We start from the raw sequence: 25,524 nt of genomic DNA on the forward strand, positions 1-25,524 counted from the left end.
CTTGCCTAAATTTAATCTCGTAACCTGCTCACGATCGCTCGATCCGGGAGTTCCCGATAGCCATGTTCAGCCAAAAGTGATTTGAGACCGATCCATGAAAAGGGTGTTTGCAGTCCTGGCACTTCTCGGCGTCCTCGGCGTCGGCCAGTATTTCGTCGTCAGCCGGTTCGCGATCCGCCATGAGGTCTTGACCCTGTTCGATGCCTCGCGCCAGCGGCCGATCTCGGTCGAGCTCGCGGTGCGGCGCGACTACGAAACCAAGGCCAATCTCGGCCTCTGGAAGTTGCCGCTCGCCATCATCAGCAACGGCAACACCGTCAAGGCCACCGAGTATTCCTTTCTCGCCAACTCGCTCGCCGCGCGCGGCTATCTCGTCGCCAGCATCCAGCAGGACCTGCCGAGCGATCCGCCGTTGATGACTCATGTCGGCCAGCAATATGTCGGGCGGCGCGAGGTCTATATCCGCTGCGAGGCCAACATCCTTTTCACGCTGGCCGAACTGAAGAGGCGGCAGGAAAACGTCGACTACGATCACATCACCCTCGTCGGCCATTCCAATGGCGGCGACGTCTCCATGTATGTCGCCCATCAGCACCCGGAGATAGTGTCGAAGGTGATCACGCTCGACAATCTACGCGTGCCCTTCGTGCTCAGCGACAACATGAAGATCCTGTCGTTCCGCTCCAAGGATCCGCACTTCCAGACCGACCCGGGCGTGCTGCCGACGCCGGAAGAGGCCAAGGCGCGCGGCATCGACATCGTCCATACCGGTGCACAGCACACGGAGATGAGCGATCGCGGTCCCGACGCGGTCAAGGCAAAGATCCAGGCGACACTCGACCGCTTCCTGCGTGACAGTGCCAGCAGCGCGCTCGCGCCGGCCGATACGCGGAGCCCGATGATCATGAACCCCGGCGACTATTAGCCGGACGCGCTTTGCGGCAGATCAAGGCAGCGCCGGGCCAGCCACGCTAAAAAGGGCCTCCCCACCCGGAGAGGCACGTGTCGCACTCCATCGAAAGCCTTGATACGAAAAGTCTCGATACGGCGAGCTTTGGCCTGCCCGCGGCGAGGACACCGGCATTCGCGCGGCATCTCTACCGTTCGGCCCGCCGACTGCTACGGTCGATCGTCGCCCGCATCGATCTCTCGCAATTTCCAGGATCATGCTGCGGCTGAGCGTGGCGGCCGCAAGCAAGTGCATGAGGTGTGCCGGATGCACCAGCGTTTGAGACGATTTTTCCTGCTGCTTGTCGTGGCCTCGAGCTTCAACGCCTCGACTGCTATCGCCGCAGATCCGGGTCACGGCGCCGACCTCGCCAAGCGCTGGTGTGCGAGCTGCCACGTCGTGGCGAACGGCCAGGCCCAGGCGAGCGCGGACGTTCCCTCCTTTGCATCGGTTGCGCGCAGGCCCGACTTCAGCCCGGAGAGGCTCGCCTTCTTCCTGCTCGACCCGCATCCGAAAATGCCGAATTTTCCCCTGAGCCGGATCGAAGCCGGCGACATCGCGGCCTATATCGGCTCGCTACGCTAAGGCGCGCTGGCCGGCCGCAACATGCCATAAGACATGCCATAAAATGCAAATCCCTGCCGGAGGACCGACAGGGATCAGCAGAAAGGATGATGGACGGCGAATGAAGCCATTCGGTGGCCCATCATGGACCTGCGCCTGCATCGAAGTGCGGATCACCGCACGACGCAAGATCAATTTGTGGGCACGCGGCGCACGCCGGGAATCAAGACTTCCCCTTGCCGGGCTGCATGAAGCTACCAGTCATCTGGCGCATGTGGTCTCCGGCGCTGGTGAACTGGCTGCGCAGGAAATCGGACTGGATCCGCATCGCCTCCTGAAGGTCGGTGGCATGAACGAGCTTGCGGGCATGCTCGAACGCCGACTTCATGTTCTGCTCGGTGAAAGCGAGCGCCTGCTTCGATACCTCCGTCCCCGCGCCCGGAACGGTCGTCATCGATTTGGTGGCGGCTTCGAAAAACATGCCGAATGCCTTTTCCGCCTGGTCAATTGTCTTCTCGGCCAGGTCGCGCAGTTCGGCTGGAACTTCGAGCTTCGGTTCGATCATGGTCGCACTCCTCCCTTTTTCCTGACTGAATACCACACTTGCCGGATCGGCTTCTAGCGGCCATCCCAAGGGCTAACGCCCCCGGCGGCCGGGCTCCAGCGGAAAAACGAGGGAGAAGGCGTAAGGCCGGCGCAGCCGGGCTCAGGACAGGGGATGCTCGGGAACGGTTTCTTCGGTGGCGAGGTCTTCGACGAGCTTGATGACCTCGAAACGCTGTCGAGGCGCGAGCTTCAGGAACGCATGAAGCAGGCGCAGACTTTCCACGGTGCTGCTTGAGGGCGCGCCGAGCTTCAGGTGCAGTTCAGCCGCGAAATTGAGGTTCTTCATCTCGCACCTATGACAAGCATCGGCCTTCGCGATCAGACGTTGATGTCCCGCTCAAGAACCGGACGGCATCCGGCGGGTTAGCACGCTGAACCACGTATCCAGACGGACAGGCCCGACCGAACAGGTTGTAACTATGCCAAGGAACAACTCGCCCGGCAAGCCCAACCGTCGCCGCAGCGATGCTTCGTCTGCATCGCACCACGGCAATTCCGGATAACAGGAATATGGACCGCCGTCACCCACCTGCGTCAAGAAGCAGCATCACTCACGCACACTGCCTCGATCGCTGTCAATCGGCGCGGCATTTCAGCGTGTTTCCGATGTGAACGGAGATTGGCGAGGTCGAGTTTCTCCAGATTGTACACGCAATTGTTGAGTCCGAATTCGGCGGTTGTACCGCCTGCGAAATGAACGTCGATGTCGCAGCCGGTCTCCAGGGTCCTGGCCTCCTCGCATCGCGGTTCATTGCTCCCGAGCTGTTTCCGTCCATGAACCGCTATTCAAGCTCGAACGACCAAGCGATTGCGAAACAGCCACGCAGACCACGCGCGCCATGGCTGACGGACTCGATTCGGGCGCGCCTCAGCACCAAAGGACGACGACATGCTTTCTCGCTGCGATCTCATCAGGGGCGCCGCGGTCGCGCTTCTCACCCTCTCGACACAAGGCGCATGGGCGCAGGAGACCAGGATGAACTTGTTCAAGATCGTCACCATCAAGGACGAAATCGTCGTCGGATTGTCGACGGAGGAGCTTCAGGCGCTCGGCGGCAACGATGCGAGCGCGGTTGCTCACGCGCTGGCGCAGAAAGGCGATCTCACGGTTTGGCAATACAACGTGCATCGCGGCCCGAACGGCGAATTGCAGCAGGCGCCGACCGCCAAGATCGGGCTCCTGGCCAACGCCTCGCTCCGTGTCGAGCCCTATACGACGCCTTACCAGATCGTGCCGCATCCCTGAGGAGAGGACAGGCGCCCCTGCGGCCGAGTCCGCGGGGGCGCCGCCATCATCGGCGCCGTTCTGCGCGCTGTGCCCCGCCTTCCGTTGCAAAACCGTAGATCAGCGCCAGCCGGTCCAGGCATTCGCGAAAGCGCCGTGCGAAATAATCGTTCCAGCGCTGGGTCCGAACGGCACGGCGCTGACCGATCTCATCCATGGTCAGCCCCAGCACCAGCACGTCGTGCACCAGCGCGGCGCCGTCAGTCCCCAATTCGCGCTCGACCCGGTTCAGGCGCAACACCGCCTGGCGCTGGACCTCGGTGACGGGCTCGCGCGAGCGCGCGCCATCGACATATTCACGCGTCGGGTCCACCGCCTGGGGCCCGCGCTCCGCCCTCTCCCAATCGTTCTGGAAGGCACGGCCGCCGCGATATTGCGCCTCGTCGATCTGGTGATGCGCGTGCAACCGGCCGAGCGGATCGCCGCGGACCGACCGGACGACCACGATCTTCTCGCCGGCATCAAGCGCCAGCGGATTGTCGACCTCGACCTCCGCCAACTCCGCATTGAACGGCAGCTCGCGCGACCGGCGGTCGTGGATTCCAGTCAATTTGTAGGACTTGCTGCGTTTGGCACGTGCCACTCGGATACTCCTTGCAAGCTTGACGATTGAGCGGATGGCGGCCCCGTCAGGCAGCAGAGACCAGCCTCAACACGACGGGACCGGCGGCAGGGGTGGACGCAGCTCCAGACCGCCGCGTCAGGCTGGCATGCGGCGCGCAGTAGCTCGAGCCCGCCTGGCGCGGATGGCCGCAGAAAGCGATCTCCTCCCCGTCCCTGTCGCCGCCGTAGGGATAGCGGCAGTCCTCGCCCGCGAGCTCGACCAGCGGGATCAGGCGCGGCTGGACGCCGACACAGCGCAGCTTGACCCGCGCTGCGGGTTTCATCGCGGACTTCGGCGGCACATTCAGATACGGCAACGCCAGCCGGCGTGGCGACGGTGGGCATGCCTCGCCCGGCAAAGACGGCACGATCGACGGGCTCGTCATCCACGCCGGCAGGATGAGCCCGAGCCGCTTGGCGCGGCCGATCACCGCGTTGCGCGTGTAAGCCGTTCCAAACCTTGCGTTTATGTCCCTTCCCATCTCCGCATAAGACATGCCCTTGAGAAAATAGTCGCGAAGCGCGTCGGAGTGCTCCGACGGCCAATGGCCCGGTTCCATTCTGCTGTCCTGTGAATATGCTGCCGATCACACGACCGGACGGCGAAACGCACATTCCGGTATTCCGAAGCTAGAGTCAAGCGATAATTCTGATATTCATAATTGCATCAATTCCGAATTTCGGATTATAAGAGGCGAGTCGATGCGCAATCGAGGGAATCACCAATGTTGGACGTTGCAATGATCGAACGAGGCCTGGAGAAGACGGGCAAGAGCAAGGGCGGCCTAGCGGCGGCCATGGGCGTGCGGCCCGGCGCGGTGTCCGAAATCCTCGGCGGCGAGCGCCTGGTGAAGGCCTCGGAAATCATTCCGATCATGGAATATCTCGAGCTCAATCTCGCGCCCATCATGGGTCGCGTTGGCGCCGGCGCCGTGATCGAGCCGGATTACGAGCAGGTTCCCCCGGAAGGCCTCGGCGACATCGCACTGCCCTTCCCGATCATGGAAGAGACCGTCGCATTCGAGATCGTGGGCGATTCGATGTTGCCCAAATACGAAAGCGGCGATGTCATCGTGGTCTACAAGGACCAGCGTCATCCGCTGTCGAGCTTCTACGGCGAAGAGGCCGTGGTCCGGCTCAAGACCGGCGAGCGCTATTTGAAGACCATCGAGCGGGGCAAGTCGCCCTCCGTCGTCAACCTCACCAGCTTCAACGCCAAGCCGATCGTCGGCGTGAAGCTCGAATGGGTCGGTGAGATCTGCCTGTCCATGCCCAAGGGCCAACTCGAGCGGCTGCGCGCCAAGTCGGCGCGGCCTCGCAAGAAGGGAAAATAAGGTCGATTTCCGATTTTTGGAAATCGCCCTTGACTTGATTCCGTTTTTCGGAAATACTCTGCCGCGCTCCCGGCCACGGGACGCGGCAGGATCGTTTCATGCAGTATTTCGTCGTGATGATCGACTACGGGCGGCGCGGCCGCGAGGCGGTCGTCGATCCCGAAATCACCCGGCGCGAGGTCATTTCCCGCGTCGCCTCGGGTGAATACCAGAACATCTCGTTCATCCACGAGATCGCGGAAAGCTCGGTCGAAGACGTCACCGAAGCCATCCTGACCGAGGCCGCCCTCCCCCAGGTTCCGCCCGAGGAGGTCGACCTCCAGGCCATCCGCCTCGATCACGCCCGCGATCTGCGCAGACACGAGCCGAAGTGACGCAGGCCCAAACGGCCTGCGTCACTTGCTGGAGCATCAAACCGTAAGAACGGTCGATCCCGTGGTCTTGCGAGCGGCAAGATCAGCGTGTGCCTTGGCGGCGTCCTTCAGCGGGTAGGTCTGCCGCACTTCGATCTTGATCGCGCCGGACTTGACGACCTCGAACAGCTCGTTCGCCATTGCCACCAGGTTCTCGCGCTTGGCGGCGTAGGTGAACAGCGTCGGCCGGGTGACGTAGAGCGAGCCCTTCTGCGCGAGCAGGCCGAGATTGAGCGGCTCGACCGCACCGGAGGACGCACCAAACAGCGCGGCGACGCCAAGCGGCGCGAGGCAGTCCAGCGACTTCAGGAACGTGTCCTTGCCGACGGAGTCATAGACCACCGGCACCTTCTTGCCGCCCGTGATTTCGTCCACGCGCTTCACGAAATCCTCGCGCGTGTAGATGATGACGTGGTCGCAGCCATGCGCCTGGGCGAGCTTCGCCTTCTCGTCACTGCTGACGGTGCCGATCACAGTCGCCCCGAGATGCTTTGCCCATTGGCTCAGGATCAGGCCGACGCCGCCGGCCGCGGCATGGAGCAGGATGGTGTCGCCGGCCTTCACACGATAGGTCTGCCGGATCAGATATTGCGTGGTGAGCCCCTTCAGCATCATCGCCGCCGCAGTCGTGTCGTCGACGCCATCAGGCAACTTCAACAGCCGATCGGCCGGGATCAGCCGCGCCTCGGAATAGGCGCCGAGCGGCGAGGCACCATAGGCGACACGATCGCCCGGCTTCAGGTCGGCGACACCGGGCCCGACCTCCTCGACGATGCCGGCGCCCTCGCTGCCAAGTCCGCTCGGCAATTGCACCGGATACACACCGGAGCGATTGTAGATGTCGACGAAGTTGAGACCAACGGCCGTGTGGCGGATGCGTGCCTCGCCCGGACCGGGCTTGCCGACGCTGACCTCCTCCCAAACCAGGACTTCCGGACCGCCGGTGCTGTGAAAACGAATAGCATGCGTCATGGGCGTTACTCCCTTATCGTTGCAGTGAAGGTCAGAGAACCTGATCGGCCGGAGAAATAGGCATTTGGCCCGCCCGTTACAGTAGAGAAGACGTAACAAGAATGTCACAGCGAACGACAAACGCCCGCCGTTCCGCCTCCGTTCGAAAGAGTTGATGACCGGCTTGCGGCAACCGGCGGTAGCCTTTGCGCGGGGTTTGGTGGTCGCCTGCGAAGGAGAGCCGAGATGCCAGCTTATGTACAGCATCATCAGGACGTCGAAATCGCGCCTGTGAATTGCCCCACCTGCATGGGGTTCCTGCCGATGTATGTGCGCGAGGTCGAGCCGCATTGGAGTCTTGCCAAGATCGACTTCGTCTATGAATGCGCCGATTGCGGCGCCGAGGTCCGGCAGACCATCCGCAAGCCGGAGCTGCTGCGGCACTGATCGCGCGATCGGCGAACCGCTCAACTATTTGCGTTCAGCGGAAAAAACGCCTCTCACGCGGGTCAGATGCCTCCCAAACGAGGCTTGTTCTTTGCCGGGAACGCAGGCAGAACAAGCCTCAAGCAAGACCTTTGGGAGCGCCCTTTCGTGGCTGATCAGAAGGCCTCGACGTCGATCGAGGCAGTGGAGAGCGGCCTCGCCGCGCAGGGCTACATCGCGAGCCGGCAGATCGCGACCGCAGTTTATTTGTCGCAGCAGATCGAGAAGCCGATCCTGGTCGAGGGCCCGGCGGGCGTCGGCAAGACCGAGCTTGCCAAGGCGATTGCCGCCTGGCGCGGCATGAAGATGATCCGCCTGCAATGCTACGAAGGCCTCGACGAGGCCAAGGCGCTCTATGAGTGGAAATACGCCAAGCAGCTTCTCTACACCCAGATCCTCAAGGACAAGCTCGGCGAAGTGCTCGGCGGCGCGCAGACGCTTCATGCCGCGCTCAACCAGCTCCATGATTTCGGTGACGTGTTCTTCTCCAAGGAGTTCGTCGAGCCGCGGCCACTGCTCCAGGCGCTGGAGCAGCCGGGCGGCTGCGTGCTGCTGATCGACGAGATCGACAAGTCGGACGCAGAGTTCGAATCGCTGCTGCTGGAGATCCTGTCGGATTTCCAGGTCACGATCCCCGAGCTCGGCACGGTTTCGGCGATCACGCCGCCGACCGTGATCCTGACCTCCAACAGCGAGCGCGACCTCGGCGACGCCCTGAAGCGGCGCTGCCTGCATCTGCATATCGGCTTCCCCGAGCAGCGGCTCGAGGAGCGCATCGTCGAGAGCCGCGTCCCCGGCATCTCGCAGACGCTGCGACGGCAGATGGTCGGCTTCATCCACGAAATCCGCTCGCTGGACTTGAAGAAGCTGCCCTCGGTGAGCGAGACCATCGACTGGGCGCGCGTGCTGGTGCTGCTGCAGGCCAGCGAGCTCGATACCGAGATCGTCAAGGACACGCTCAATGTGCTCCTGAAATACGAGGCCGACATCGAGGCAGCATCGCCGCAAGTGACGACCTTTATTGCCAAGGCGGCACGGTCCAACGTCTTCGGTTGACGCCGATGCGCGAGAACCTCCATCGTTTCTTTCGGGCGGCGCGCGGGGCCGGCGTCCACGTTTCGCCCGCCGAAAGCATCGATGCGATGCGCGCGGTCAAACAGGTCGGCTTTTCCGACCGCGCCGTCCTGCGCGACGCGCTGCTCCTGACGCTCGCCAAATCGCAGGACGAGAAGCTCGCGCTCGGCGACTGCTTTGATCTGTTCTTCAGCCAGCCGGAACAGCGCGATGATCAACCCGAGGCCGCCAGCGACGATGACGCCGCGCAGGACGCGGATCGGTCGCCCTCCTCCGGCGCGGCCAGCGAAGCGGGCCAAGGCCGGCCGCCGGAAGGCCTGGGCCCGCTTGCGCAGATGCTGTTGTCTCAGGATCGCAACGCGATCGCAGCCGCGATCGCCAGCGCTTCCGGTGCGGCCTCCTTGTCCGACATCCGCTACTCGACCCAGCGCGGCATCTTCTCCAGCCGCATTCTCGACGCCATGGGCCTCCAGCGCCTGCGCGACGATCTCGACGAACTCACTGCGGCCAATCCGCCGCTGGCCGAGCGTCTCCGTGCCGCGCTGGACGCCTTGCGCGAGGCCGTGCGCGACACGGTCGCACAAGGGCTTGCGCTCTATGCCCGCGAGGAGGCTGAAAACCTCCGCAACGAGATTCTGCGCAACGCGCCGCTGGCCCGCATCGAGCGGCGCCAGGTCGCGGAGATGCGCACCCTGATTCGCCAGATCGCGCGCCGCCTGCGCGAGCGCTATTCGAAACCGCGCAAGCGCCAGCGCCGCGGCCATCTCGATGTCCGCCGCACGCTGCGACGCAACGCGGCCTGGGGCGGCGTACCGTTCCTCACCGCCTGGAAGCGCAAGCATCGCGACCGCCCGAAGATCGTGGCGCTCTGCGACGTCTCCGGTTCGGTCGCACAAGTCTCCGACTTCTTCCTGCTCCTGATCCACTCCCTGCACGAGGTGGTCGACGATGTCCGCTCCTTCGCCTTCTCGTCGCACCTGATCGAGGTCAGCGAGATCCTGGAAAAGAAATCGCCGGAAGAGGCGATGGCCGAGATCATGTCCAAGGTCGGCTTCGGCTCGTCCGACTACGGCTCTTCGCTCGTCGATTTCGAAAAAGAGTTCATGAGCACGCTGACACCGCAGACCACGGTGATCGTGCTCGGCGACGCCCGCAGCAACAATCTCGACCCGCGCGCCGACATCCTGCGCCGCATCTCCGAACGCTCGAAGCGGCTGGTCTGGCTCAATCCCGAAGGACGGCTCGCCTGGGGCTTTGGCGATTCCGAGATGCCGCGCTACGCGACCTTTTGCAGCGTTGTGCGCCAATGCGCGACCGCGCAGCAACTCGAGCGCGCGGTGTCCGATATCGTTGCAACCTATCAGTAGGCCTCGAGCTCACGCAGACGTCAGCCTCGCGCAAGCTCCGCCTGAGCGATGTTGCACTCCCGGAAATGATAGGCGATTTCGTCGAGCGCCCGCTGCTCCCATTCCTGGGCTTGCGCGAGCCAGAAAACGCGGCGCTCCGAATCGAGCGCGGCACGCTCCCTGCACAGGGATTCCTGACCGCGAATTTCGACCAGTCTGTTCATGCACTCCACTCCTGCCCTGTGAAGCCATTCCCGAGGGATCAACGTAACAGAGTCCTGAGTCCGTCGCCTTATGATTCCTGTGCATACTGCGACGCAAAATGAGACAGCAACGCTTCCCCTGCACTGCGATAGCCGAGGCGCACGTTCAAGAGCAGATCATCAATTAGTGATCGAAGATCGGAACGATGTTCGCGTCCGAAGGATCTTAACTCTTGTGACGCAATGAAGTGCGGCAATTTGTGAAGAGATGTTCTAAACACCCCACCGAATTCCCGACTCATTGTCGTCGCACGGTTTTCATGCAGCGCCGCTAACAGGGGCGCGCGGAACGCGCATTACCGCTTGAGGCAACATGAACGACGATTTCGACTTCGACCTTTCGCCGGACCAGTGGGAAGCACTGAAGGCGCTTCGCAATCCCGTGTCGAACGGACGCCTCTCGAAGGCCTATCTCGTCGAAAGCCTCGTCAAGCTCGGCCTTGTCGTGGTCGAGGACGGCGTACCAGCGATGACGCCGGCCGGGCGCAAAGCGCTTGTGCGCGGATCGTGCAGGTTGCTGGACCTCGCAGCTTGACGCGCACGTCAAAAGATCTGTGCGATCACGATCGCGTAAGCGACGAACACGACGCCGAGTCCCCACACCATCGCCGGAATCTGTGACCGCCGCCCGACTGCCACTTCCAGGGCGATGTAGCTCAGCGTGCCCAGGGCCATTCCATTGATGAGGTTATTGGTCAGCACCGTGACCAGCAGCGTCAGCACGATTGGAACCGCATTGCCGAGATCGGTCATGTCGGTGCGGGCAAGCCCCTGCATCATTAGCACACCAACGAGCACCAGCGCGGGCGCGGTCGCTTGCGGCGGGATGATGACGAAGATCGGCCAGAAGAACAGCGCGAGGAAGAAGAATCCCGCAACTGTCAGCGAGGTCAGGCCGGTGCGACCGCCGGCCTGCACGCCGGTGATGGATTCGATGTAGGCCGTGACGACGGACGTCCCGAGCAGCGGTCCCACGATCGAAGCCGTCGCATCGGTCGCAAATGCAGCGGTGGCATTCGGGATCGAGCCGTCCGGCTTGCGCAAATTGGCGGCACCCGTCACGCCGATCAGCGTGCCGAGCGTCGAAAAGAATTCGGCGCACAGGAAATAGAACAGCAACGGCAGCGCCACGACGAAATGGCTGAAGAGATAGCCGATGTCGAGTGCCATGAACGTGCCGGTCGGCCAGCGCGGCCACGACATGATGGCTGATGGCACCGACGTCACCATCTTGCCGTTGGCGCCGGGAACGAAGAATCCGATCACGGTCAGGGCCGCGATCGACAGGATCAGCGCCGCGGGTACCCGACGCGCCACCAGCACCGGCGTGAGCAGGAGGCCAAACAGCGTCAGCAGCACCGGCGGGCTGCGCAGCGATCCCATGGCGATGTAGGTCGAGGGGTTCTGGACCACGAAGCCGGCGCCGCGCAGCGCGATGAAGACGATGAGCGTGCCGACCGCCGCCTGGATGCCGATCTTCAGCGCTTCCGGGACGTCCTTCGCGACTTTCTCGCGCAGCTTCGACAGGCTGAGGATCAGGAACAGCACGCCGGTGAAGGCAACCATGGCGAGCGCCCCCTGCCAGGGCATGCCCATTTGCTTGACGATGACATAGGTGAAGATGACGTTCGATCCCATCGCCGGCGCAACGGCGAGCGGCAGATTGGCCCACAGCCCCATCATCACCGAGCCGAGGATCGCGGCGAGCGCCGTGGCACTGACGAGATCGGCACGATCCATTCCGGCGTTGGACATGATCGCCGGGTTCACGGCGATGATATAGGCCATCGCCGCGAACGTCGTCGCTCCGGCCATCACCTCGCGGCCAACGCTCGTGCCACGCTCGGTGAGGCCAAAGATACGATCAAGCAAGCCCGAGGTTGCGCGCGACGCCGGCTCGGTGGAAGCGGCTTGCGGCTTCGTGATCTCGTCCATCCCAGTCCTCCCCCTACCAGACCACCGGGTGCGCTTCGCCGGTCTGCACGTTGATGAAACCGAGCGGCGCTTGCTCGCACGGCGCAACCAGCACCCAGCTCCAGGGCGCGCAGGTCAGCGTCGCAAACATGAGCCTCTCCGGGAATCCCGGATACCAGCGTGGCCGGAACGTCGGCTCGTACATCCAGTCGATCTTGCGGCCTTCCGCATAAAGCGCCTGCATTTCGGCATCGAGCGCTTGCGCCGAACGACAGCTCATCAGCCCGCCGACCTCGAAGCGCACGGTGGCAACGAGCTCGCCCTCGCGTACCAGGGCCCATCCGCCCTGAAGTTCGATCAGGGCGTTTACCGCCTTTGCCATCGCCGCATCGGACGAACCGACCACCCAGATATTGTGCTTATCGTGCGCCACCGAACAGGCAACTGCCGTGTCCGGCGTGCGCGGCCCGCAGCCGCGCCAGAACATCTTTGCGACCCGCCCGTCGCCGGAAAAGCGATCGACGATGGCAAATTTGGTGATGGCCTCGCTCTCGTCACGCTGCACGGCACCGTCACGCACCGGCAGTTCGAGCGTGTAGAATTCGGGATGCCAATGGAAGGGACGGATCACGGCCGCCTTCATCGTGGTACGGCCGGGCTCGGCCCGCAGCTCGAAATCCTGAGGCTTGATCGTGCGCTCGATGTTGACCGTCTTCGTGGCCCAATCCGGCCACCGGATCTCGGGCACCTGGCCGACGTACCGTTTGCCCTCGGAAACCTGCGCGCCATCGGCCCACACTTCACCGATCGTCAGCTTGGCAACATCCGAGAGCAGCACGACGTCGCCGAAACGCCCTGGAGCCAGACTGCCGACGAACGGCGTGAGGCGCATATGCCGCGCCGGATTGATGGTCAGGCACTGGATTGCGATTTCCGGCGCAAGACCGGCCTCGATCGCGACCCGCGCATTGTGATCGCTGGCGCCGAGTTCGAGCGTGTGGCTGGCACTGCGGTCATCCGTCGTGAACGCGATCTGCGACCAGTCCTGCAAACCCTTTGCGAGCAGCCATTTGACGATCTCGTCCATGGCATAGACACGCAGCTCGATGAACAAGCCGCGGGTGAGCTTGTCCCAGGTCTCCTCCGGAGTCTGCACTTCGTGATCGGACGCGAGCCCGGCCGCGGCAAAGGCGTTGATGGAGGGCAGATCGCGCAAGCCGGAGGCGTGGCCTTCGACGACGCCGCGCGCTGCAAACGTCGCCTCGATCATGCCCCAGAGCCGCTTGTAGGAGGGATTCTCGGGATTCCACACCGCCGGCCAGTCCATGACTTCGTCGAGCCCGGTGACCATCAGGCTCTCACCCATGAAGCGCGCCTGCTCATCGTGCCCGTACCAGCCGCCGCCCCATTCGTAAGCCGTCGGTGGCACGGCCGAACCGGGTTGCGGAAAGATCTTGAGCGGCGAACCGCGGCGGCGTGCCTCGAACCAGAATTCGAGATTGCGTGCACCGTTGACGTTGGAGAATTCGTGGCTCGCCTCGCAGGTCCAGGTATTGCCATGCGGCAGCACCAGCGCCGCCTCCCATTCTGGCGTCAGATGCGAGCTTTCGATATGCTTGTGCACCTCGCCGAAGCCGGGCACGGCCGCGAGATCCGGCCGATGCACGCGCTCGCGGACCTCGCCGGGATAGGTTCCGGCCGGTCCCACCCACGCGATACGCCGGCCCTTGAAGACGATCTCCTGATCCTCGCTCCAGGTGCGGCTGTGCACGTCGAGCAGCCTGCCGACACGCAAGGAGCGATCGGCCGGGCGGCGGCCGAGCGCCGTCAGCACCAGGTCCTGGCGGATGCGAACCTCATCGGGCGCGTTGATCAGGAGATCGTCGGGTATCGCATTCATGGCCTGCCTCACTCTACGCCGGCTCTTTCGGAGCCGTGGTTCGCTTCCGCGGCGATTTTCCGACCTTGCCGCTGCGCGCCGCGACGGCATCGCGCTGCCGGACGTCCTTCAGGAGGGTCGTGAGCGCCCACTCAATCGTGTCGGCAATCTCGGCGCTGGACATGCCAAAGTCCTCGCGCATCGCGTTCCAGGCCAGCACGTTGTTGAGATAAGACGCGAGCGCCTCCGCCTGGCGAACCTCCTTCGCGGGCAGATGCTGCACCAGCGGTGCCATCGCCTTGCGATGCTGCTCGATCAGGTGGCGCCGGAAGCCCGCGCGCACCCTTCGGCCCGCTCGCGTCACTGCAATGGCCCGAGCCAAATGCGGATGACGATCAAATCGCTTGCATAGCTTGCGGAAGATCTCGGGCAGTTCGTCGGGCGAAGTGAAAGGAATGTAGCTGAAGACGTTGTCCTCGATCCATTCGCCGGCCGCAGCAGACAGCTCCGCGCGGGTCTTGAAGTGCCGATAGATGGTTCGCTCGGCCACCTTCGCGCGCTTGGCCACCGCGGCCATGGAGATGTCGTCGGCCGCCTCGTCCTCCAGCGTCTCGACGAAGGCCGCTACGATGCGCTGCCGCGTCATCTCGGCATATTCGTCACGAAGGCTGGCGATATGTCGCTTTGCTGTACTCATGTCATAAGCCTGACATTGGACGGACGGGAGGGTCAAGCCGAGACTTGAGGCACGCCGCGCCGCATCAATGGGCGTCGGCACGCTCCGGCGACGGTTGGCGATCCTCACGAGCACGACTTTCGCCCGTCGCCTGAAAAATGGACTTTTGCGCGTCGCCAAAATCGGATTTGCTCTGCCGAGAACCGCGTGCAACGGCGCCGCGCGGACGGCAAGGGAGCTGATCATGAACGGACTTGGCGGGCTGAACAAATCTCCCAACGGTGTGGTCATCGGGCTGGTGCAGTTGCAACTGCCGAATGTCGTGACCCGCGCCGATCTGGCCAAGCAGACCGAGCGTATCGTCTGGATGGTCGGCAAGGCACGCCGTAATCTCTCCACCATGGATCTGGTGGTGTTCCCCGAATACTCGCTGCACGGCCTCTCGATGGACACCAATCCCGAGATCATGTGCCGGCTCGACGGGCCCGAGGTCGCCGCCTTCAAGAAAGCCTGCATCGACAACAGGATCTGGGGCTGCTTCTCCATCATGGAGTTCAACCCGCACGGCAATCCCTATAATTCGGGCCTGATCATCGACGACCACGGCGAGATCAAGCTCTACTATCGCAAACTTCATCCGTGGATTCCGGTCGAGCCGTGGGAGCCCGGCGACGTCGGCATTCCCGTGATCGAGGGCCCGAACGGCGCGAAGATCGCGCTGATCATCTGCCACGACGGCATGTTCCCGGAGATGGCGCGCGAATGCGCCTACAAGGGCGCGGAGATCATGATCCGTACCGCCGGCTATACCGCGCCGATTCGCGAAGCATGGCGCTTCACCAACCAGGCCAATTCGTTTCAGAATCTGATGGTGACCGCAAACGTCTGCATGTGCGGCAGCGATGGGTCATTCGATTCCATGGGCGAAGGCATGATCGTCAATTTCGATGGCAACGTGCTGGCGCACGGCACCACCGGCCGTGCCGACGAGATCATCACGGCTGAGGTGCGGCCCGACCTCGTGCGCGAGGCGCGCATCAATTGGGGTGTCGAGAACAACATCTACCAGCTCTGGCACCGCGGCTATGTCGCGGTAAAAGGCGGCGCGATGGACTGCCCCTATACCTTCATGCAGGACATGGTTGCAGGCAGCTATCGCCTGCCCTGGGAGGATCAGGTCAAGGTCACCGACGGCACCTCCTGCGGTTTCCCGGCGCCGACCCGAATGTTTGGCAAGATGGCGAAGGCCGCGGAATAGGCCCGCCTCCCGCCCGAGCCGCGGCAATCTGGCACGGTAGTTGCTCCTTCTTGGCGTCGAGGACGCGTCAAAACCGGGAGAGTTCACCATGTCGACCATCACTGCGGCACCCGTCGCGGAGCCCAAGCCGCTCTACACCTCGCTGTTCGTCCAGGTGCTCGCCGCGCTGGTGCTTGGCGTCATCCTGGGGATGGTCACCCCGGATTTTGCCGTCAGCCTCAAGATCCTCAGCGATGCCTTCCTGAAGCTGATCTCGATGATCGTGGCCCCGATCGTGTTCTGCGTCGTCGTGCACGGCATTGCCGGTGCCGGCGACCTCAAGAAGGTCGGCCGGGTCGGCGTCAAGGCTCTGGTCTATTTCGAGGTGATGACGACCGTCGCACTCGTCGTTGGCCTGCTGCTCGCATACCTCTTCGGCCCCGGCCACGGCATGAACATCGATCCCTCGACGCTCGATGCCAAGGCGCTCAACACCTACGCCGACAACGCCCATAAACTGTCCGGCGGCGGTATCGGCGCGTTCCTGATGAATGTTATCCCGACCACCTCCTTCGACGCGCTGTCGCGCAACGATGTGCTCCAGGTGCTGTTCTTCGCGGTTCTGTTCGGAGTCGGCCTCGCGCTGGTCGGCGGCGAAAAGGGCAAGCTCGTGACGTCCTTCATCGATGCCGCCTCGACCGTGCTATTCCGCGTCATGGGGCTCATCGTTCGCGTGGCCCCGCTTGGCGTGCTCGGCGCTGTCGCCTACACCGTCGGCAAATACGGCGTCGGCTCGCTGAAGCAGCTCGTCTCGCTGGTGATGCTGTTCTACGTCTCGGTCGGCATCTTCGTACTGGGCGTGCTCGGCGGCGTGATGGCGCTCGCCGGAATCAACATCCTCAAATTCCTCGCCTATTTGCGCGAGGAACTGATGATCGTGCTCGCGACCGCCTCGTCCGACGCGGTGCTGCCGCAGATCATGAAGAAGCTGGAGCGGATGGGCGTGAAGGACTCGGTGGTCGGCCTCGTCATCCCGACCGGCTATTCATTCAACCTCGATGCGTTCTCGATCTACCTGACGCTTGCCGTGGTTTTCATCGCCCAGGCGACCAACACACCGCTGTCGTTCGGCGATCTGCTGCTGGTGCTTGGCGTCTCCCTCATCACGTCGAAAGGCGCACATGGCGTGCCGGGCTCGGCGATCGTGATCCTGGCGGCGACGCTCAACGCGGTGCCGAGCATTCCCGCGATCGGCCTCGTGCTGGTGCTGTCGGTCGACTGGTTCATCGGCATGGCCCGCGCGCTCGGCAACCTCGTCGGCAATTGCGTGGCAACGGTGGTGGTCGCTGCGTGGGAAGGCGATCTCGACCGCGCCACGGCGGTCAAGGTGCTGGAGGGCGGCGAGTTGGTCGACGTGACGGCGGGGTAGCGCGGGTCAATCATTCCACTGGAGGAGCGGCGTTCCATACGCCCTCCTCCAGACCGACAAGAAGCGCGGAAACCAGGAGTGCGCCACGGCGCCCTTGTAAGCCCAGGTGCGATATTTCAGCCCCTGCTCCGAGATCAGTTCCTGATACCCGCCGTGAACCTCGGTCGCGGTACGAATGTCCTTCAATATCCCTTGCGCGCAGGCCCGGTAAGTGTCGCCCCCCGAGCATTCATCATAGTCCAGCATGCGATCCGCAAACTCGACGTTGAACGTCGGCCAGGAGGAGCGGCCCTGATAGGCAGGCGCCGCAATCTTGTGAATCATCTTGTTTCGCGGATTATCGGCGGAGACGAGGAAGTGGAACGTGCTGGGTATGCGAAAGCGCGGCTCCGCAATGATCAGATCCGCGGTGGCCGCGAACAATGCACGCTCGCCGGCATCGCCCATATCCCAGAAGCCGCGATGCACGCTGACGAAATCCAACGCCACCAACGACACCGGCGTGCCCACCGGGCCGTCCAGCGAATGCTTGATATAGCCGTCCTTGCCGAACAGGCGCAGGAGGTCCCTCTTGTACTGCGCGAGGTCGCGCCCGAGCAGCTGCTTCAGTTCGATCTCGTCAACGACCCCAAGCTGCACACCCCATACAAACGTCGTGTAAACGCAGGCATTGGTCACGAAACGCCGGCGCTCCGCGCGCGTGTCCGTTGCCGCGGAGCGAGGGGCGCGGGCATCGCACAGCAAATATCCGATGCCGTCGACCTCGAACGGCTCCAGCTCGCTTGCGAGCTGGAGGATCGCGCGCTTGAGATCGGCGCCGTATTCCGCCAGCAGCAGGCGGCCGGCATGCGCGCATTGTGACATCGCCAGATAGGACGACGCCCTCTCCTCGGCGGAGAGCATCTGCTGGAGGCCGGCGAGAATGCCGAGCAAGGTATCCGAGGGCCGCGAGAAATAGTTCACGCCGAGATACCGGCGGCGTCCGGCCGGAACGATGGTCGTCGTGACGACATCGGCGCGAACCGCCTCCAGCAGCAGGCGCACACTTTTTTCCAGCAGGTGCACCCGCAGCACCGCGTCCTGCGAATCCATGATGGTCTCGGGGTCGAGGACATCAGGGTAGAACCAGGCGAAGTCGCGCGGGTAATAGGCGGAAGCGTGCGGCGCGCCGGTGACGAGGAACGCCTCGGTCACCGAAAAGGCGCTGTCCATCGAGTGCCGGTAGAGGTCCTCGATGGCCGAGAACGAATGCTGCGACGTCCTCAGGAATCGATCGCCGAGAAAATTGACCGCCTGAAGCGCATTGGCGACGAAGGTCGCAGCCATGCCCTGGTAGAATCGGTTCTCGCGAGGTGATGGGAAGGAGATGTCGCTGTTCATATGGGTCAATCGGTTGATGTCACGTGCTGGCAGTCACCGTTTTACACGTGTCTGATTCGTGTCTCTACCCGGTGACTTGCGGACTCCAGCCGGTCAGCGGTCCGCCCGTGGCCGAAAATTCTCGATCACCCTGAGCAGCACCCGCGCGCCGGCGTCAGCATCGGCGGGCTCGACATGCTCGTCCGGATGATGACTGATGCCGCCGCGGCAGCGGACGAAGATCATGCCGACGTCGGCAATGTCGATCATCGCCATGCCGTCGTGGCCTGCCCCGCTCGGCAGCTCGAATACGGAAATCCCTTCCGCGGCAATTGCCTGTGCGATCTGGTCCTTCAACCAGGGTGCGCAAGGCGCAGTGCGGTTCTCGTGGGTGACGTCGAGCTGGAGCGCCAATTGCCGGCGCTTGGCAATGGCCTCGATCTCGCGGACGACATCAGCTACCGCGCGTTTGCGGTGCATGTCGGTTGGGGCGCGCATGTCGATGGTGAACGACACTTCGCCCGGAATGACATTGGTCGCGCCGGGCCTCGCCTGGATGTAGCCGACGGTGCCGACCAGGCCGCTCGCGTCGGTGCGGCAGAACTGCTCGATCGCGCCGATGCATTCGGCAGCACCGGCGAGCGCGTCGCGGCGCAGCGCCATTGGCACGGTGCCGGCATGCCCCGCCATGCCGGTCAGCCGTGCGGCAAGGCGCGTGGCACCCGCAATCGCGGTGACGACGCCAACGGGCAGGATCTGGGCTTCCAGCACCGGGCCCTGCTCAATGTGCAGTTCGAGATAGGCCAGCAGCTCGCGCCGCGTCCGCGCCGCAGCGCCGATGTGATCGGGATCGAGGCCGAACGTGACGAGCGCATCGCGCATCGACATGCCGTCGCGGTCGCGGGCGTTCAAGACGCTCTCGTCGAAAGTTCCGGCCACCGCACGGCTACCGAGCAGCGTCGAGGCGAAACGCACCCCCTCTTCATCGGCAAAGCCGATCACCTCGATCGCAAACGGCAGGCGCTTGCCGCGGCGGTTGAGGTCCGCGACGCAGGCGATCGCCGTGATCACGCCCAGCGGCCCGTCCCATTTGCCGGCATCGCGCACCGTGTCGTAGTGCGAGCCGAGCATCAGGCAGGGCGCCCCCGGCCGCTCGCCCTCGTAGCGTCCGCAGACATTGCCGATCGCATCGAGATGCGCGCTCATGCCGGCCTCGCGCATCCAGGCGAGGATGAGGTCGGCAGCCTTGCGCAGCTCTTTGGTGAGATAGATGCGGGTGAGCCTGTCGCCTTCTTCCGAGATCGCGGCGAGCTCGTTGATCCCTCGCACGATCTCTTCGCCGAGCGATGTGGTTTGAACGGCGTTACCAGCGGCCATCTCGGCAGGCTTCCCATCTCATATGACCACGACAGCGGCGGTCCGGGCGACAATCGATACAAGTTCGGTGCCAGCGAAATTCGCTCCGCCGGCGTCGTCCCGATCAGCGCGTGGTTAGCATGAATGCGGTACGCGACGGACCGCCCGACGCCCGCCATACACACGCGTGAATCGGTTAGGGCTGCTTAACCACATTGCATACAACAATGGTATATTGCTCAAGAATTAATCTGCCGATTTTCCGGCCAAGGCCTAAAGCGACTATTATATGCTATAAATTTCAATAACTTAATCCAACAAGCTCGCTTCCTGACCTCTGGCACAAAGCTTGCGACATCCTATCCGGCTCCGCCAAACCGGCGCAGCCGCGAGATGAAGGCGGCGCGTCCGCCAAGGGGAGCAGGCAATGGATTTTGGCAGGATTTCACGACGTCATTTGTTGCAAGGCGGCGCAGCCCTTACCCTCGGCGCGGCGGCGGGCATCCGCCCGGCCTTCGCAGCCGACACGACCATCGGCTTCATCTATGTCGGCTCGCGCGATGACTACGGCTACAACCAGGCGCATGCGCAGGGCGCGGCGGCCCTGAAGAAGATTCCCGGACTGAAAGTCGTCGAGGAAGAGAAGGTGCCGGAGACCGACGCGGTCGAGAAGACGATCGAGTCCATGATCAATCTCGACGGTGCCACGCTGCTCTTCCCGACCTCGTTCGGCTACTACAACCCGCACATGATCAAGATGGCCAACAAGTTCCCGAAGCTGCGCTTCGAGCACTGCGGTGGCCTTTGGAGCGACAAGGACCCGAAGAACGCCGGCAGCTATTTCGGTTACATCGACGAAGCCCAGTACATCTCCGGCATCGTCGCCGGATACACGTCGAAGAGCGGCAAGCTCGGCTTCGTCGCGGCCAAGCCGATCCCGCAAGTGCTGCGCAACATCAACGCCTTCGCGCTCGGCGCCAGGCTCGCCAACCCGAAGGCCACGACGCAAGTGATCTTCACCGGCGACTGGTCGATGCCGGTCAAGGAAGCCGAGGCCACCAACAGCCTGATCGACCAGGGCGTCGATGTCCTCACCTGTCATGTCGACGGTCCGAAGACCATGGTCGAGAACGCCGCGCGCCGCGGCGCTTTCGTCTGCGGCTATCACACCAACCAGTCGCCGCTGGCGCCGAAGGCGTATCTCACCGGTGCCGAGTGGAATTGGGAAGCGCTCTACCCGAAATTCGTGAAGATGATCGCCGCCGGTGAGAGCATCCCGAACTTCTATCGCGGCGGCCTCAAGGAAGAGATCGTCAAGACCTCGCCCTATGGCGAGGCCGTCTCCGCCGAAGCACGCAAGCATGCCGACGACGTCAAGGCCAAATTCCTCTCGGCTGACGGCTACGCCATCTTCAAGGGCGGGCTGGTCGACAACAAGGGCAAGACGGTCATTGCGGCCGGAACCGATCGCGGCCAGAAGGATCCTGAGCTCGAGAAGATGGACTACCTCGTCGAAGGCGTGATCGGGGCGACTTCGTGACGACGGAAGCGGCGGATCATACTGAAGCGGCCGGGACGATTGCCCCGGCCGCCGATGCAGGATTCCTCCAGCGCCATGGCGCGACAATCGAATACATCCTGATCCCCGGCGCGGCGCTGGCCGGCGCGCTCGTGGTCTTCGGCATCTTCGTCGCGATGTTCGGCAAGAACCCGCTCGATCTCTACTTTTATATGTATTATGGCGCCTTCGGCACCTGGTTCTCCTGGCAGAACACGTTGACGCGTGCTGCACCCCTGATCCTCACCGCGCTCTGCACGGCGCTGCCGGCGCAACTCGGCATGGTCATCATCGGCGGCGAAGGCGCACTCCTGATCGGCGCGCTGTCGGCGACCAGCGCGGCGCTTGTGCTCCAGGGTATGCCGCCGCTCGTCGTGCAGATTGCCATGGTCATCGCCGGCGTGACCGGCGGCGGCCTGTGGATCACGCTGGCGGGCGCGCTGCGCCAGTATCGTGGCGTCAACGAGACCATCTCGAGCCTGCTGCTCGTCTACATCGCGCTCGCGATCCTCAACCATCTCGTCGAAGGACTGATGCGCGATCCCGCCAGCCTCAACAAGCCGTCGACGCGCGAGATCGGTGCCGCCAACATGATCGGCACCATTCCCGGCACCGACGTACATTGGGGCCTCGTGTTCGGCCTCGTCGCCGCGATCGCCGCTTACATCCTGATCTATCATACCGTGTTCGGCTTTGCCGCACGCGTCGCCGGCGGTAACATCCGTGCCGCGAAGATCGTCGGTCTCGGCGTCAGCAAGCTGATCCTGACCATCTGCTTCCTCGCCGGCGGCGCCGCGGGCCTTGCCGGCATGGTCGAGGTTGCTGCCGTGCAGGGGCGCACCAACGCCAATCTCGCCGCGGGCTATGGCTTCACCGGCATTCTCGTCGCCTTCCTCGCGCGGCAAAATCCGCTCGCCATCATCCCCGTCGCGATCCTGCTTGGCGGCATCAGCGCCAGCGGTGGTCTGCTGCAACGCCGCCTTGGATTGCCCGATGCATCCGTGCTGGTGCTGCAAGGCATCATCTTCGTCTTCGTGCTGGCCAGCGATGCGCTTTACGGCCGCATCGGATTCCTGAAAGGCAAGTCCTGATGGCAGACGGATCGATCGGACTCTGGACCGTCCCGCTCGCCGTGCTCGGCGGCGCCATTCGCGTCTCCACGCCCTTCCTGTTCGTAAGTCTCGGCGAATGCATCACGGAGCGTTCCGGCCGCATCAATCTCGGCCTCGAAGGCACGCTGGTGATGGGCGCCATGAGCGCCTACGGCATCTCCTATCTCACCGGCTCGCCCTGGCTTGGCGTCCTCGCCGCCGGCATCACCGGGTCACTGCTGGGCGCGCTGCATGCCGGCATCTGCTCGCTGCCGCGCGTCAATGATATCGCGGTCGGCATCGCGCTGATGCTGCTCGGCACCGGGCTTGCCTTCTATCTCGGCAAGCCGCTGATCGAGCCCACCGCACCGCGGCTGCCCGCGATCGATTTCGGCTGGTGGAGCGACATCCCGCAGGTCCGCGCCACGCTGCGCGTCAACGTGCTCTTCCTGATCGGCGTCGCGCTCGCGCCGATCCTGTATTGGGCCTTCCGCACCACGCGCTGGGGCCTCCTCATCCGCACCGCCGGCGAAAGCTCTGACGCTGCCCGCGCCATGGGCCATTCCGTGCTCCTGATCCGCCTGCGCGCGACCATGGTCGGCGGCTTCCTCGCCGGCATCGGCGGCTCGTTCCTGTCGCTGTTCTATCCCGGAAGCTGGAACGAGGGCCTGTCCTCGGGCCAGGGCATCACCGCCGTCGCGCTCGTGATCTTCGCGCGCTGGGATCCCCTGCTCTGCCTGTGGGCCTCGCTCGCCTTCGGCGGCGCCGCGGCGCTGGGCCCCGCGCTGCAATCGGTCGGCGTCACCTCCGGCTATCACCTCTTCAACGCCGCACCCTACATCCTGACGCTGGCGATCATGATCATCACCTGCTCGCCAAAACGCACGCTGACCGGAGCCCCGGCCGAATTGTCGATCACCCGCTAGAGAGCAAGATCATGCCCGAGCGCACCATCAAATCCGAGCCCTATGCCTGGCCCTATAACGGCGATCTCCGCCCCGAGAATACCGCGCTCATCATCATCGACATGCAAACCGATTTCTGCGGAATCGGCGGCTATGTCGACAAGATGGGTTATGATCTCTCCCTGACGCGGGCGCCGATCGATCCGATCAGGAAGCTGCTCAGCGTCATGCGCGACCAGGGCTTTCACATCATCCATACCCGCGAAGGCCATCGCCCCGACCTCTCCGATTTGCCCGCCAACAAGCGCTGGCGTTCGCGTCAGATCGGCGCCGGCATCGGCGATCCCGGTCCGTGCGGGCGCATTCTGGTGCGCGGCGAGCCGGGCTGGGACATCATTCCGGAGTTGGCGCCCCTCCCCGGCGAGCCCATCATCGACAAGCCCGGCAAGGGTTCGTTCTGCGCCACCGACCTGGAGCTGATCCTGCGCGTGCGCGGCATCGAGAACATCGTGCTGACGGGCATCACCACCGACGTCTGCGTCCACACGACCATGCGCGAGGCCAACGACCGCGGCTTTGAATGCGTGCTGCTGCACGATTGCTGCGGCGCGACCGACAAGAGCAACCACGAGCACGCGCTGAAGATGATCAAGATGCAGGGTGGCGTGTTCGGCGCCGTCTCGACCTCCAACGCCTTCATCGGAGCGATTTCGTGATCATCGGCGAAACGCCGCTGCCGTCGGGCGCCTTCGGCGTCGACGCCATCGCCATGACCATGCGCTTCGGCGACTTTCTGGCACTCGACAATGTCGAGCTGAAGGTGCGCCCGGGTTCGTTCCACGCGCTTCTGGGCGAGAACGGTGCGGGCAAGTCCACCCTCGTCAAATGCATCATGGGCTATTACCACGCGACCGAAGGCGACATCCTCGTCGGCGGCCGCGAGCAGGCCATCGCCAACCCGAAGGATGCCCACGCGCTCGGCCTCGGCATGGTCTATCAGCATTTTACCCTGGTGCCGGCGATGACGGTCGCCGAAAACCTCGTGCTGGCCCGCGACGACGTGCCGGCCGTGGTGAACTGGCCAAGGGAGATGAAGGAGCTCGAGGCGTTCCTGGCGCGGATGCCCTTCAAGGTGCCGCTCGGCGCAAAGGTCTCCGATATCTCCGCCGGCGAGCGGCAGAAATGCGAGATCCTCAAGCAGCTCTACCTCAAGCGCCGCTTCCTGATCCTGGACGAGCCGACCTCAGTGCTGACGCCGGCGGAAGCTGACGAGGTGCTCGGCATGCTCCGCGACATGGTCGTCAAGGGCGAGCTGACCATCCTGATGATCACCCACAAATTCCGCGAGGTCATGGCCTTCGCCGACGACGTCACGATCCTGCGCCGCGGCAAGCTCGCCGGAGCCGGCAAGGTTTCCGAACTCACGCCGGACGCCATGGCACGTACCATGATCGGCGCCGAGGAGTTGATGGTACAGCCGCCGCGCACCGGCGAGGCCGGTCAGGCCAGGCTGGAGCTGCAAAAGATCCGTGCGCACGACGATGCCGGCGCCATCGCCGTGCATGACGTCTCGCTCACCGTCCGCGCCGGCGAGATCGTCGGCATCGCCGGCGTCTCCGGCAATGGCCAGCGTCAGCTCGTCGAGGTTCTCGCCGGCCAGCGCGAAGCCGAAAGCGGCGAGATCCGCGTCGCCGGCGATCCCTACCACGCAAGCCGCGAGGAGATGCGGCGCCACAGGATGTCGCTGCTGCCCGAGGAGCCGCTGAAGAATGCCTGCGTCGGCGGCATGAGCGTCGCCGACAACATCGCCTTCCGCGAATTCGATCGTGCGCCTTTCGCCCGCGGCGGCTGGTGGCTCAACCGCAGCGCCTTCCGCGACGATGCAAAAAAGAAGATCGCGCAATATAAGATCAAGACCCGTACGCCGGAGACGCCAATCGCGGCGCTGTCGGGCGGCAACGTTCAGCGCGCCGTGCTCGCCCGCGAGCTCGCCGGTGACGTCGAGGTGCTGATCGCGGCCAATCCGTGCTTCGGTCTCGATTTCGCGGCGGTGGCGCAGATCCACGCCGAGATCATGGCCGCACGCAATCGCGGCGCAGCGGTGCTGCTGGTCAGCGAGGACCTCGACGAACTGCTCGAACTCTCCGACCGGCTGGTGGTGATGTTTCACAGCGAATTCGTGTATGAAGCACGGACCAGCGAGGCCGACCTCACCGTGGTCGGCCGTCACATGGCGGGACACTGAG

General features: G+C 63.8%; 27 protein-coding genes. 16 read left to right on the forward strand and 11 right to left on the reverse strand.

What is annotated here, in order from left to right; all coding sequences use genetic code 11:
* The first annotated feature begins 94 nt into the window (after positions 1 to 94).
* Both I3J27_RS26650 and I3J27_RS26655 read left to right on the forward strand, forming a co-directional pair.
* Entirely contained in the window at positions 95 to 925 is an 831-nt protein-coding gene (locus tag I3J27_RS26650; protein WP_270161865.1) for an alpha/beta fold hydrolase, read from the forward strand.
* A gap of 291 nt (positions 926 to 1,216) precedes the next feature.
* Entirely contained in the window at positions 1,217 to 1,534 is a 318-nt protein-coding gene (locus tag I3J27_RS26655; protein ID WP_270161866.1) for a c-type cytochrome, read from the forward strand.
* Between the two features lie 202 nt (positions 1,535 to 1,736).
* Here the strand turns inward: I3J27_RS26655 and I3J27_RS26660 are convergent, their stop codons facing one another.
* Positions 1,737 to 2,078, reverse strand: a complete 342-nt coding sequence (locus I3J27_RS26660; protein ID WP_270161867.1) for a phasin — start codon at positions 2,076 to 2,078, stop codon at positions 1,737 to 1,739.
* A gap of 141 nt (positions 2,079 to 2,219) precedes the next feature.
* Positions 2,220 to 2,405 carry a hypothetical protein gene (locus tag I3J27_RS26665; protein WP_270161868.1) on the reverse strand — a complete coding sequence of 62 codons (186 nt, stop codon included), beginning with the start codon at positions 2,403 to 2,405 and terminating at the stop codon, positions 2,220 to 2,222.
* Positions 2,406 to 3,008: 603 nt separating this feature from the next.
* On the opposite strand from I3J27_RS26665, the gene I3J27_RS26670 reads away from it, so the two are divergent.
* Complete coding sequence (locus I3J27_RS26670; protein ID WP_270161869.1) at positions 3,009 to 3,365, forward strand: hypothetical protein; 357 nt, start codon at positions 3,009 to 3,011, stop codon at positions 3,363 to 3,365.
* Positions 3,366 to 3,411: 46 nt separating this feature from the next.
* Here the strand turns inward: I3J27_RS26670 and I3J27_RS26675 are convergent, their stop codons facing one another.
* On the reverse strand, positions 3,412 to 3,987 hold the full coding sequence (locus I3J27_RS26675; protein ID WP_270161870.1) for a hypothetical protein: 576 nt from the start codon (positions 3,985 to 3,987) through the stop codon (positions 3,412 to 3,414).
* 46 nt (positions 3,988 to 4,033) lie between these two features.
* Complete coding sequence (locus tag I3J27_RS26680; RefSeq protein WP_270161871.1) at positions 4,034 to 4,567, reverse strand: GcrA family cell cycle regulator; 534 nt, start codon at positions 4,565 to 4,567, stop codon at positions 4,034 to 4,036.
* Between the two features lie 165 nt (positions 4,568 to 4,732).
* Between I3J27_RS26680 and I3J27_RS26685 the strand changes: the two genes are divergently transcribed.
* Both I3J27_RS26685 and I3J27_RS26690 read left to right on the forward strand, forming a co-directional pair.
* The gene (locus I3J27_RS26685) at positions 4,733 to 5,341 is read left to right on the forward strand and encodes a S24 family peptidase (RefSeq protein WP_041748162.1); all 609 of its coding nucleotides are present in this window, start codon (positions 4,733 to 4,735) and stop codon (positions 5,339 to 5,341) included.
* Positions 5,342 to 5,439: 98 nt separating this feature from the next.
* Complete coding sequence (locus tag I3J27_RS26690; protein WP_270161872.1) at positions 5,440 to 5,715, forward strand: hypothetical protein; 276 nt, start codon at positions 5,440 to 5,442, stop codon at positions 5,713 to 5,715.
* 36 nt (positions 5,716 to 5,751) lie between these two features.
* Here I3J27_RS26690 and I3J27_RS26695 read toward each other — a convergent pair whose 3' ends face one another.
* Positions 5,752 to 6,726 (reverse strand): quinone oxidoreductase family protein, encoded by a 975-nt coding sequence (locus I3J27_RS26695; protein WP_270161873.1) that lies wholly within the window; start codon positions 6,724 to 6,726, stop codon positions 5,752 to 5,754.
* A gap of 225 nt (positions 6,727 to 6,951) precedes the next feature.
* Between I3J27_RS26695 and I3J27_RS26700 the strand changes: the two genes are divergently transcribed.
* The 3 genes from I3J27_RS26700 (at position 6,952) to I3J27_RS26710 (ending at position 9,632) form a co-directional block, all read left to right on the forward strand.
* Complete coding sequence (locus I3J27_RS26700) at positions 6,952 to 7,152, forward strand: hypothetical protein (RefSeq protein ID WP_027545881.1); 201 nt, start codon at positions 6,952 to 6,954, stop codon at positions 7,150 to 7,152.
* A 147-nt stretch (positions 7,153 to 7,299) separates the two neighbouring features.
* Entirely contained in the window at positions 7,300 to 8,247 is a 948-nt protein-coding gene (locus I3J27_RS26705; RefSeq protein ID WP_270161874.1) for an AAA family ATPase, read from the forward strand.
* Positions 8,248 to 8,252: 5 nt separating this feature from the next.
* On the forward strand, positions 8,253 to 9,632 hold the full coding sequence (locus I3J27_RS26710; protein ID WP_270161875.1) for a vWA domain-containing protein: 1,380 nt from the start codon (positions 8,253 to 8,255) through the stop codon (positions 9,630 to 9,632).
* A gap of 20 nt (positions 9,633 to 9,652) precedes the next feature.
* Here I3J27_RS26710 and I3J27_RS26715 read toward each other — a convergent pair whose 3' ends face one another.
* Positions 9,653 to 9,835, reverse strand: coding sequence for a hypothetical protein (locus I3J27_RS26715; RefSeq protein WP_270161876.1), 183 nt, complete (start codon positions 9,833 to 9,835; stop codon positions 9,653 to 9,655).
* A gap of 352 nt (positions 9,836 to 10,187) precedes the next feature.
* Here I3J27_RS26715 and I3J27_RS26720 point away from each other — a divergent pair, with 352 nt between their 5' ends.
* The gene (locus I3J27_RS26720) at positions 10,188 to 10,409 is read left to right on the forward strand and encodes a hypothetical protein (RefSeq protein ID WP_270161877.1); all 222 of its coding nucleotides are present in this window, start codon (positions 10,188 to 10,190) and stop codon (positions 10,407 to 10,409) included.
* 8 nt (positions 10,410 to 10,417) lie between these two features.
* On the opposite strand, the gene I3J27_RS26725 is transcribed toward I3J27_RS26720, so the two are convergent.
* From I3J27_RS26725 to I3J27_RS26735, 3 genes are read right to left on the reverse strand one after another with little or no spacing between them, the layout of a single operon-like run.
* Positions 10,418 to 11,809 (reverse strand): NCS2 family permease, encoded by a 1,392-nt coding sequence (locus I3J27_RS26725; protein ID WP_270161878.1) that lies wholly within the window; start codon positions 11,807 to 11,809, stop codon positions 10,418 to 10,420.
* Positions 11,810 to 11,822: 13 nt separating this feature from the next.
* Entirely contained in the window at positions 11,823 to 13,688 is a 1,866-nt protein-coding gene (locus I3J27_RS26730; protein ID WP_270161879.1) for an adenine deaminase, read from the reverse strand.
* Positions 13,689 to 13,701: 13 nt separating this feature from the next.
* Positions 13,702 to 14,589 carry a TetR/AcrR family transcriptional regulator gene (locus tag I3J27_RS26735; protein ID WP_270161880.1) on the reverse strand — a complete coding sequence of 296 codons (888 nt, stop codon included), beginning with the start codon at positions 14,587 to 14,589 and terminating at the stop codon, positions 13,702 to 13,704.
* On the opposite strand from I3J27_RS26735, the gene I3J27_RS26740 reads away from it, so the two are divergent.
* On the forward strand, positions 14,588 to 15,601 hold the full coding sequence (locus I3J27_RS26740; protein ID WP_270161881.1) for a formamidase: 1,014 nt from the start codon (positions 14,588 to 14,590) through the stop codon (positions 15,599 to 15,601). The two genes, I3J27_RS26735 and I3J27_RS26740, sit on opposite strands and share 2 nt — an antisense overlap.
* Positions 15,602 to 15,689: 88 nt before the next feature.
* Positions 15,690 to 17,009 (forward strand): dicarboxylate/amino acid:cation symporter, encoded by a 1,320-nt coding sequence (locus I3J27_RS26745; RefSeq protein WP_270161882.1) that lies wholly within the window; start codon positions 15,690 to 15,692, stop codon positions 17,007 to 17,009.
* Positions 17,010 to 17,015: 6 nt separating this feature from the next.
* Here I3J27_RS26745 and I3J27_RS26750 read toward each other — a convergent pair whose 3' ends face one another.
* Complete coding sequence (locus I3J27_RS26750) at positions 17,016 to 18,389, reverse strand: hypothetical protein (protein ID WP_270161883.1); 1,374 nt, start codon at positions 18,387 to 18,389, stop codon at positions 17,016 to 17,018.
* A 93-nt stretch (positions 18,390 to 18,482) separates the two neighbouring features.
* On the reverse strand, positions 18,483 to 19,745 hold the full coding sequence (locus I3J27_RS26755) for an allantoate amidohydrolase (RefSeq protein WP_270161884.1): 1,263 nt from the start codon (positions 19,743 to 19,745) through the stop codon (positions 18,483 to 18,485).
* Positions 19,746 to 20,151: 406 nt separating this feature from the next.
* Here I3J27_RS26755 and I3J27_RS26760 point away from each other — a divergent pair, with 406 nt between their 5' ends.
* From I3J27_RS26760 to I3J27_RS26780, 5 genes are read left to right on the forward strand one after another with little or no spacing between them, the layout of a single operon-like run.
* Complete coding sequence (locus tag I3J27_RS26760) at positions 20,152 to 21,264, forward strand: BMP family ABC transporter substrate-binding protein (RefSeq protein ID WP_270161885.1); 1,113 nt, start codon at positions 20,152 to 20,154, stop codon at positions 21,262 to 21,264.
* A complete protein-coding gene (locus I3J27_RS26765) occupies positions 21,261 to 22,373 on the forward strand; it encodes an ABC transporter permease (protein WP_270161886.1) in 1,113 nt (370 codons plus the stop codon). The genes I3J27_RS26760 and I3J27_RS26765 overlap by 4 nt, the downstream gene beginning before the upstream one ends.
* A complete protein-coding gene (locus I3J27_RS26770) occupies positions 22,373 to 23,299 on the forward strand; it encodes an ABC transporter permease (protein WP_270161887.1) in 927 nt (308 codons plus the stop codon). Before I3J27_RS26765 ends, I3J27_RS26770 begins: the two co-directional genes overlap by 1 nt.
* Before the next feature lie 11 nt (positions 23,300 to 23,310).
* Positions 23,311 to 23,994 (forward strand): biuret amidohydrolase, encoded by a 684-nt coding sequence (gene biuH / locus I3J27_RS26775; protein ID WP_270161888.1) that lies wholly within the window; start codon positions 23,311 to 23,313, stop codon positions 23,992 to 23,994.
* Positions 23,991 to 25,523: an ABC transporter ATP-binding protein gene (locus I3J27_RS26780; protein ID WP_270161889.1), complete on the forward strand. Its 1,533-nt coding sequence runs from the start codon at positions 23,991 to 23,993 to the stop codon at positions 25,521 to 25,523. The genes biuH and I3J27_RS26780 overlap by 4 nt, the downstream gene beginning before the upstream one ends.
* Position 25,524 lies beyond the last annotated feature (1 nt).

The sequence above is a fragment of the Bradyrhizobium xenonodulans genome, from assembly GCF_027594865.1.
In the GTDB taxonomy this organism is placed as follows: Bacteria; Pseudomonadota; Alphaproteobacteria; order Rhizobiales; family Xanthobacteraceae; genus Bradyrhizobium; species Bradyrhizobium xenonodulans.

Coding starts and splice junctions, on each gene's coding strand:
- I3J27_RS26760 (WP_270161885.1), top strand. CDS start 20,152: ATGGATTTTGGCAGGATTTCACGACGTCATTTGTTGCAAGGCGGCGCA.
- I3J27_RS26720 (WP_270161877.1), top strand. CDS start 10,188: ATGAACGACGATTTCGACTTCGACCTTTCGCCGGACCAGTGGGAAGCA.
- I3J27_RS26770 (WP_270161887.1), top strand. CDS start 22,373: ATGGCAGACGGATCGATCGGACTCTGGACCGTCCCGCTCGCCGTGCTC.
- I3J27_RS26755 (WP_270161884.1), bottom strand. CDS start 19,745: ATGGCCGCTGGTAACGCCGTTCAAACCACATCGCTCGGCGAAGAGATC.
- biuH (WP_270161888.1), top strand. CDS start 23,311: ATGCCCGAGCGCACCATCAAATCCGAGCCCTATGCCTGGCCCTATAAC.
- I3J27_RS26695 (WP_270161873.1), bottom strand. CDS start 6,726: ATGACGCATGCTATTCGTTTTCACAGCACCGGCGGTCCGGAAGTCCTG.
- I3J27_RS26655 (WP_270161866.1), top strand. CDS start 1,217: ATGCACCAGCGTTTGAGACGATTTTTCCTGCTGCTTGTCGTGGCCTCG.
- I3J27_RS26690 (WP_270161872.1), top strand. CDS start 5,440: ATGCAGTATTTCGTCGTGATGATCGACTACGGGCGGCGCGGCCGCGAG.
- I3J27_RS26665 (WP_270161868.1), bottom strand. CDS start 2,405: ATGAAGAACCTCAATTTCGCGGCTGAACTGCACCTGAAGCTCGGCGCG.
- I3J27_RS26700 (WP_027545881.1), top strand. CDS start 6,952: ATGCCAGCTTATGTACAGCATCATCAGGACGTCGAAATCGCGCCTGTG.
- I3J27_RS26685 (WP_041748162.1), top strand. CDS start 4,733: ATGTTGGACGTTGCAATGATCGAACGAGGCCTGGAGAAGACGGGCAAG.
- I3J27_RS26680 (WP_270161871.1), bottom strand. CDS start 4,567: ATGGAACCGGGCCATTGGCCGTCGGAGCACTCCGACGCGCTTCGCGAC.
- I3J27_RS26725 (WP_270161878.1), bottom strand. CDS start 11,809: ATGGACGAGATCACGAAGCCGCAAGCCGCTTCCACCGAGCCGGCGTCG.
- I3J27_RS26750 (WP_270161883.1), bottom strand. CDS start 18,389: ATGAACAGCGACATCTCCTTCCCATCACCTCGCGAGAACCGATTCTAC.
- I3J27_RS26740 (WP_270161881.1), top strand. CDS start 14,588: ATGAACGGACTTGGCGGGCTGAACAAATCTCCCAACGGTGTGGTCATC.
- I3J27_RS26735 (WP_270161880.1), bottom strand. CDS start 14,589: ATGATCAGCTCCCTTGCCGTCCGCGCGGCGCCGTTGCACGCGGTTCTC.
- I3J27_RS26710 (WP_270161875.1), top strand. CDS start 8,253: ATGCGCGAGAACCTCCATCGTTTCTTTCGGGCGGCGCGCGGGGCCGGC.
- I3J27_RS26670 (WP_270161869.1), top strand. CDS start 3,009: ATGCTTTCTCGCTGCGATCTCATCAGGGGCGCCGCGGTCGCGCTTCTC.
- I3J27_RS26745 (WP_270161882.1), top strand. CDS start 15,690: ATGTCGACCATCACTGCGGCACCCGTCGCGGAGCCCAAGCCGCTCTAC.
- I3J27_RS26660 (WP_270161867.1), bottom strand. CDS start 2,078: ATGATCGAACCGAAGCTCGAAGTTCCAGCCGAACTGCGCGACCTGGCC.
- I3J27_RS26650 (WP_270161865.1), top strand. CDS start 95: ATGAAAAGGGTGTTTGCAGTCCTGGCACTTCTCGGCGTCCTCGGCGTC.
- I3J27_RS26730 (WP_270161879.1), bottom strand. CDS start 13,688: ATGAATGCGATACCCGACGATCTCCTGATCAACGCGCCCGATGAGGTT.
- I3J27_RS26715 (WP_270161876.1), bottom strand. CDS start 9,835: ATGAACAGACTGGTCGAAATTCGCGGTCAGGAATCCCTGTGCAGGGAG.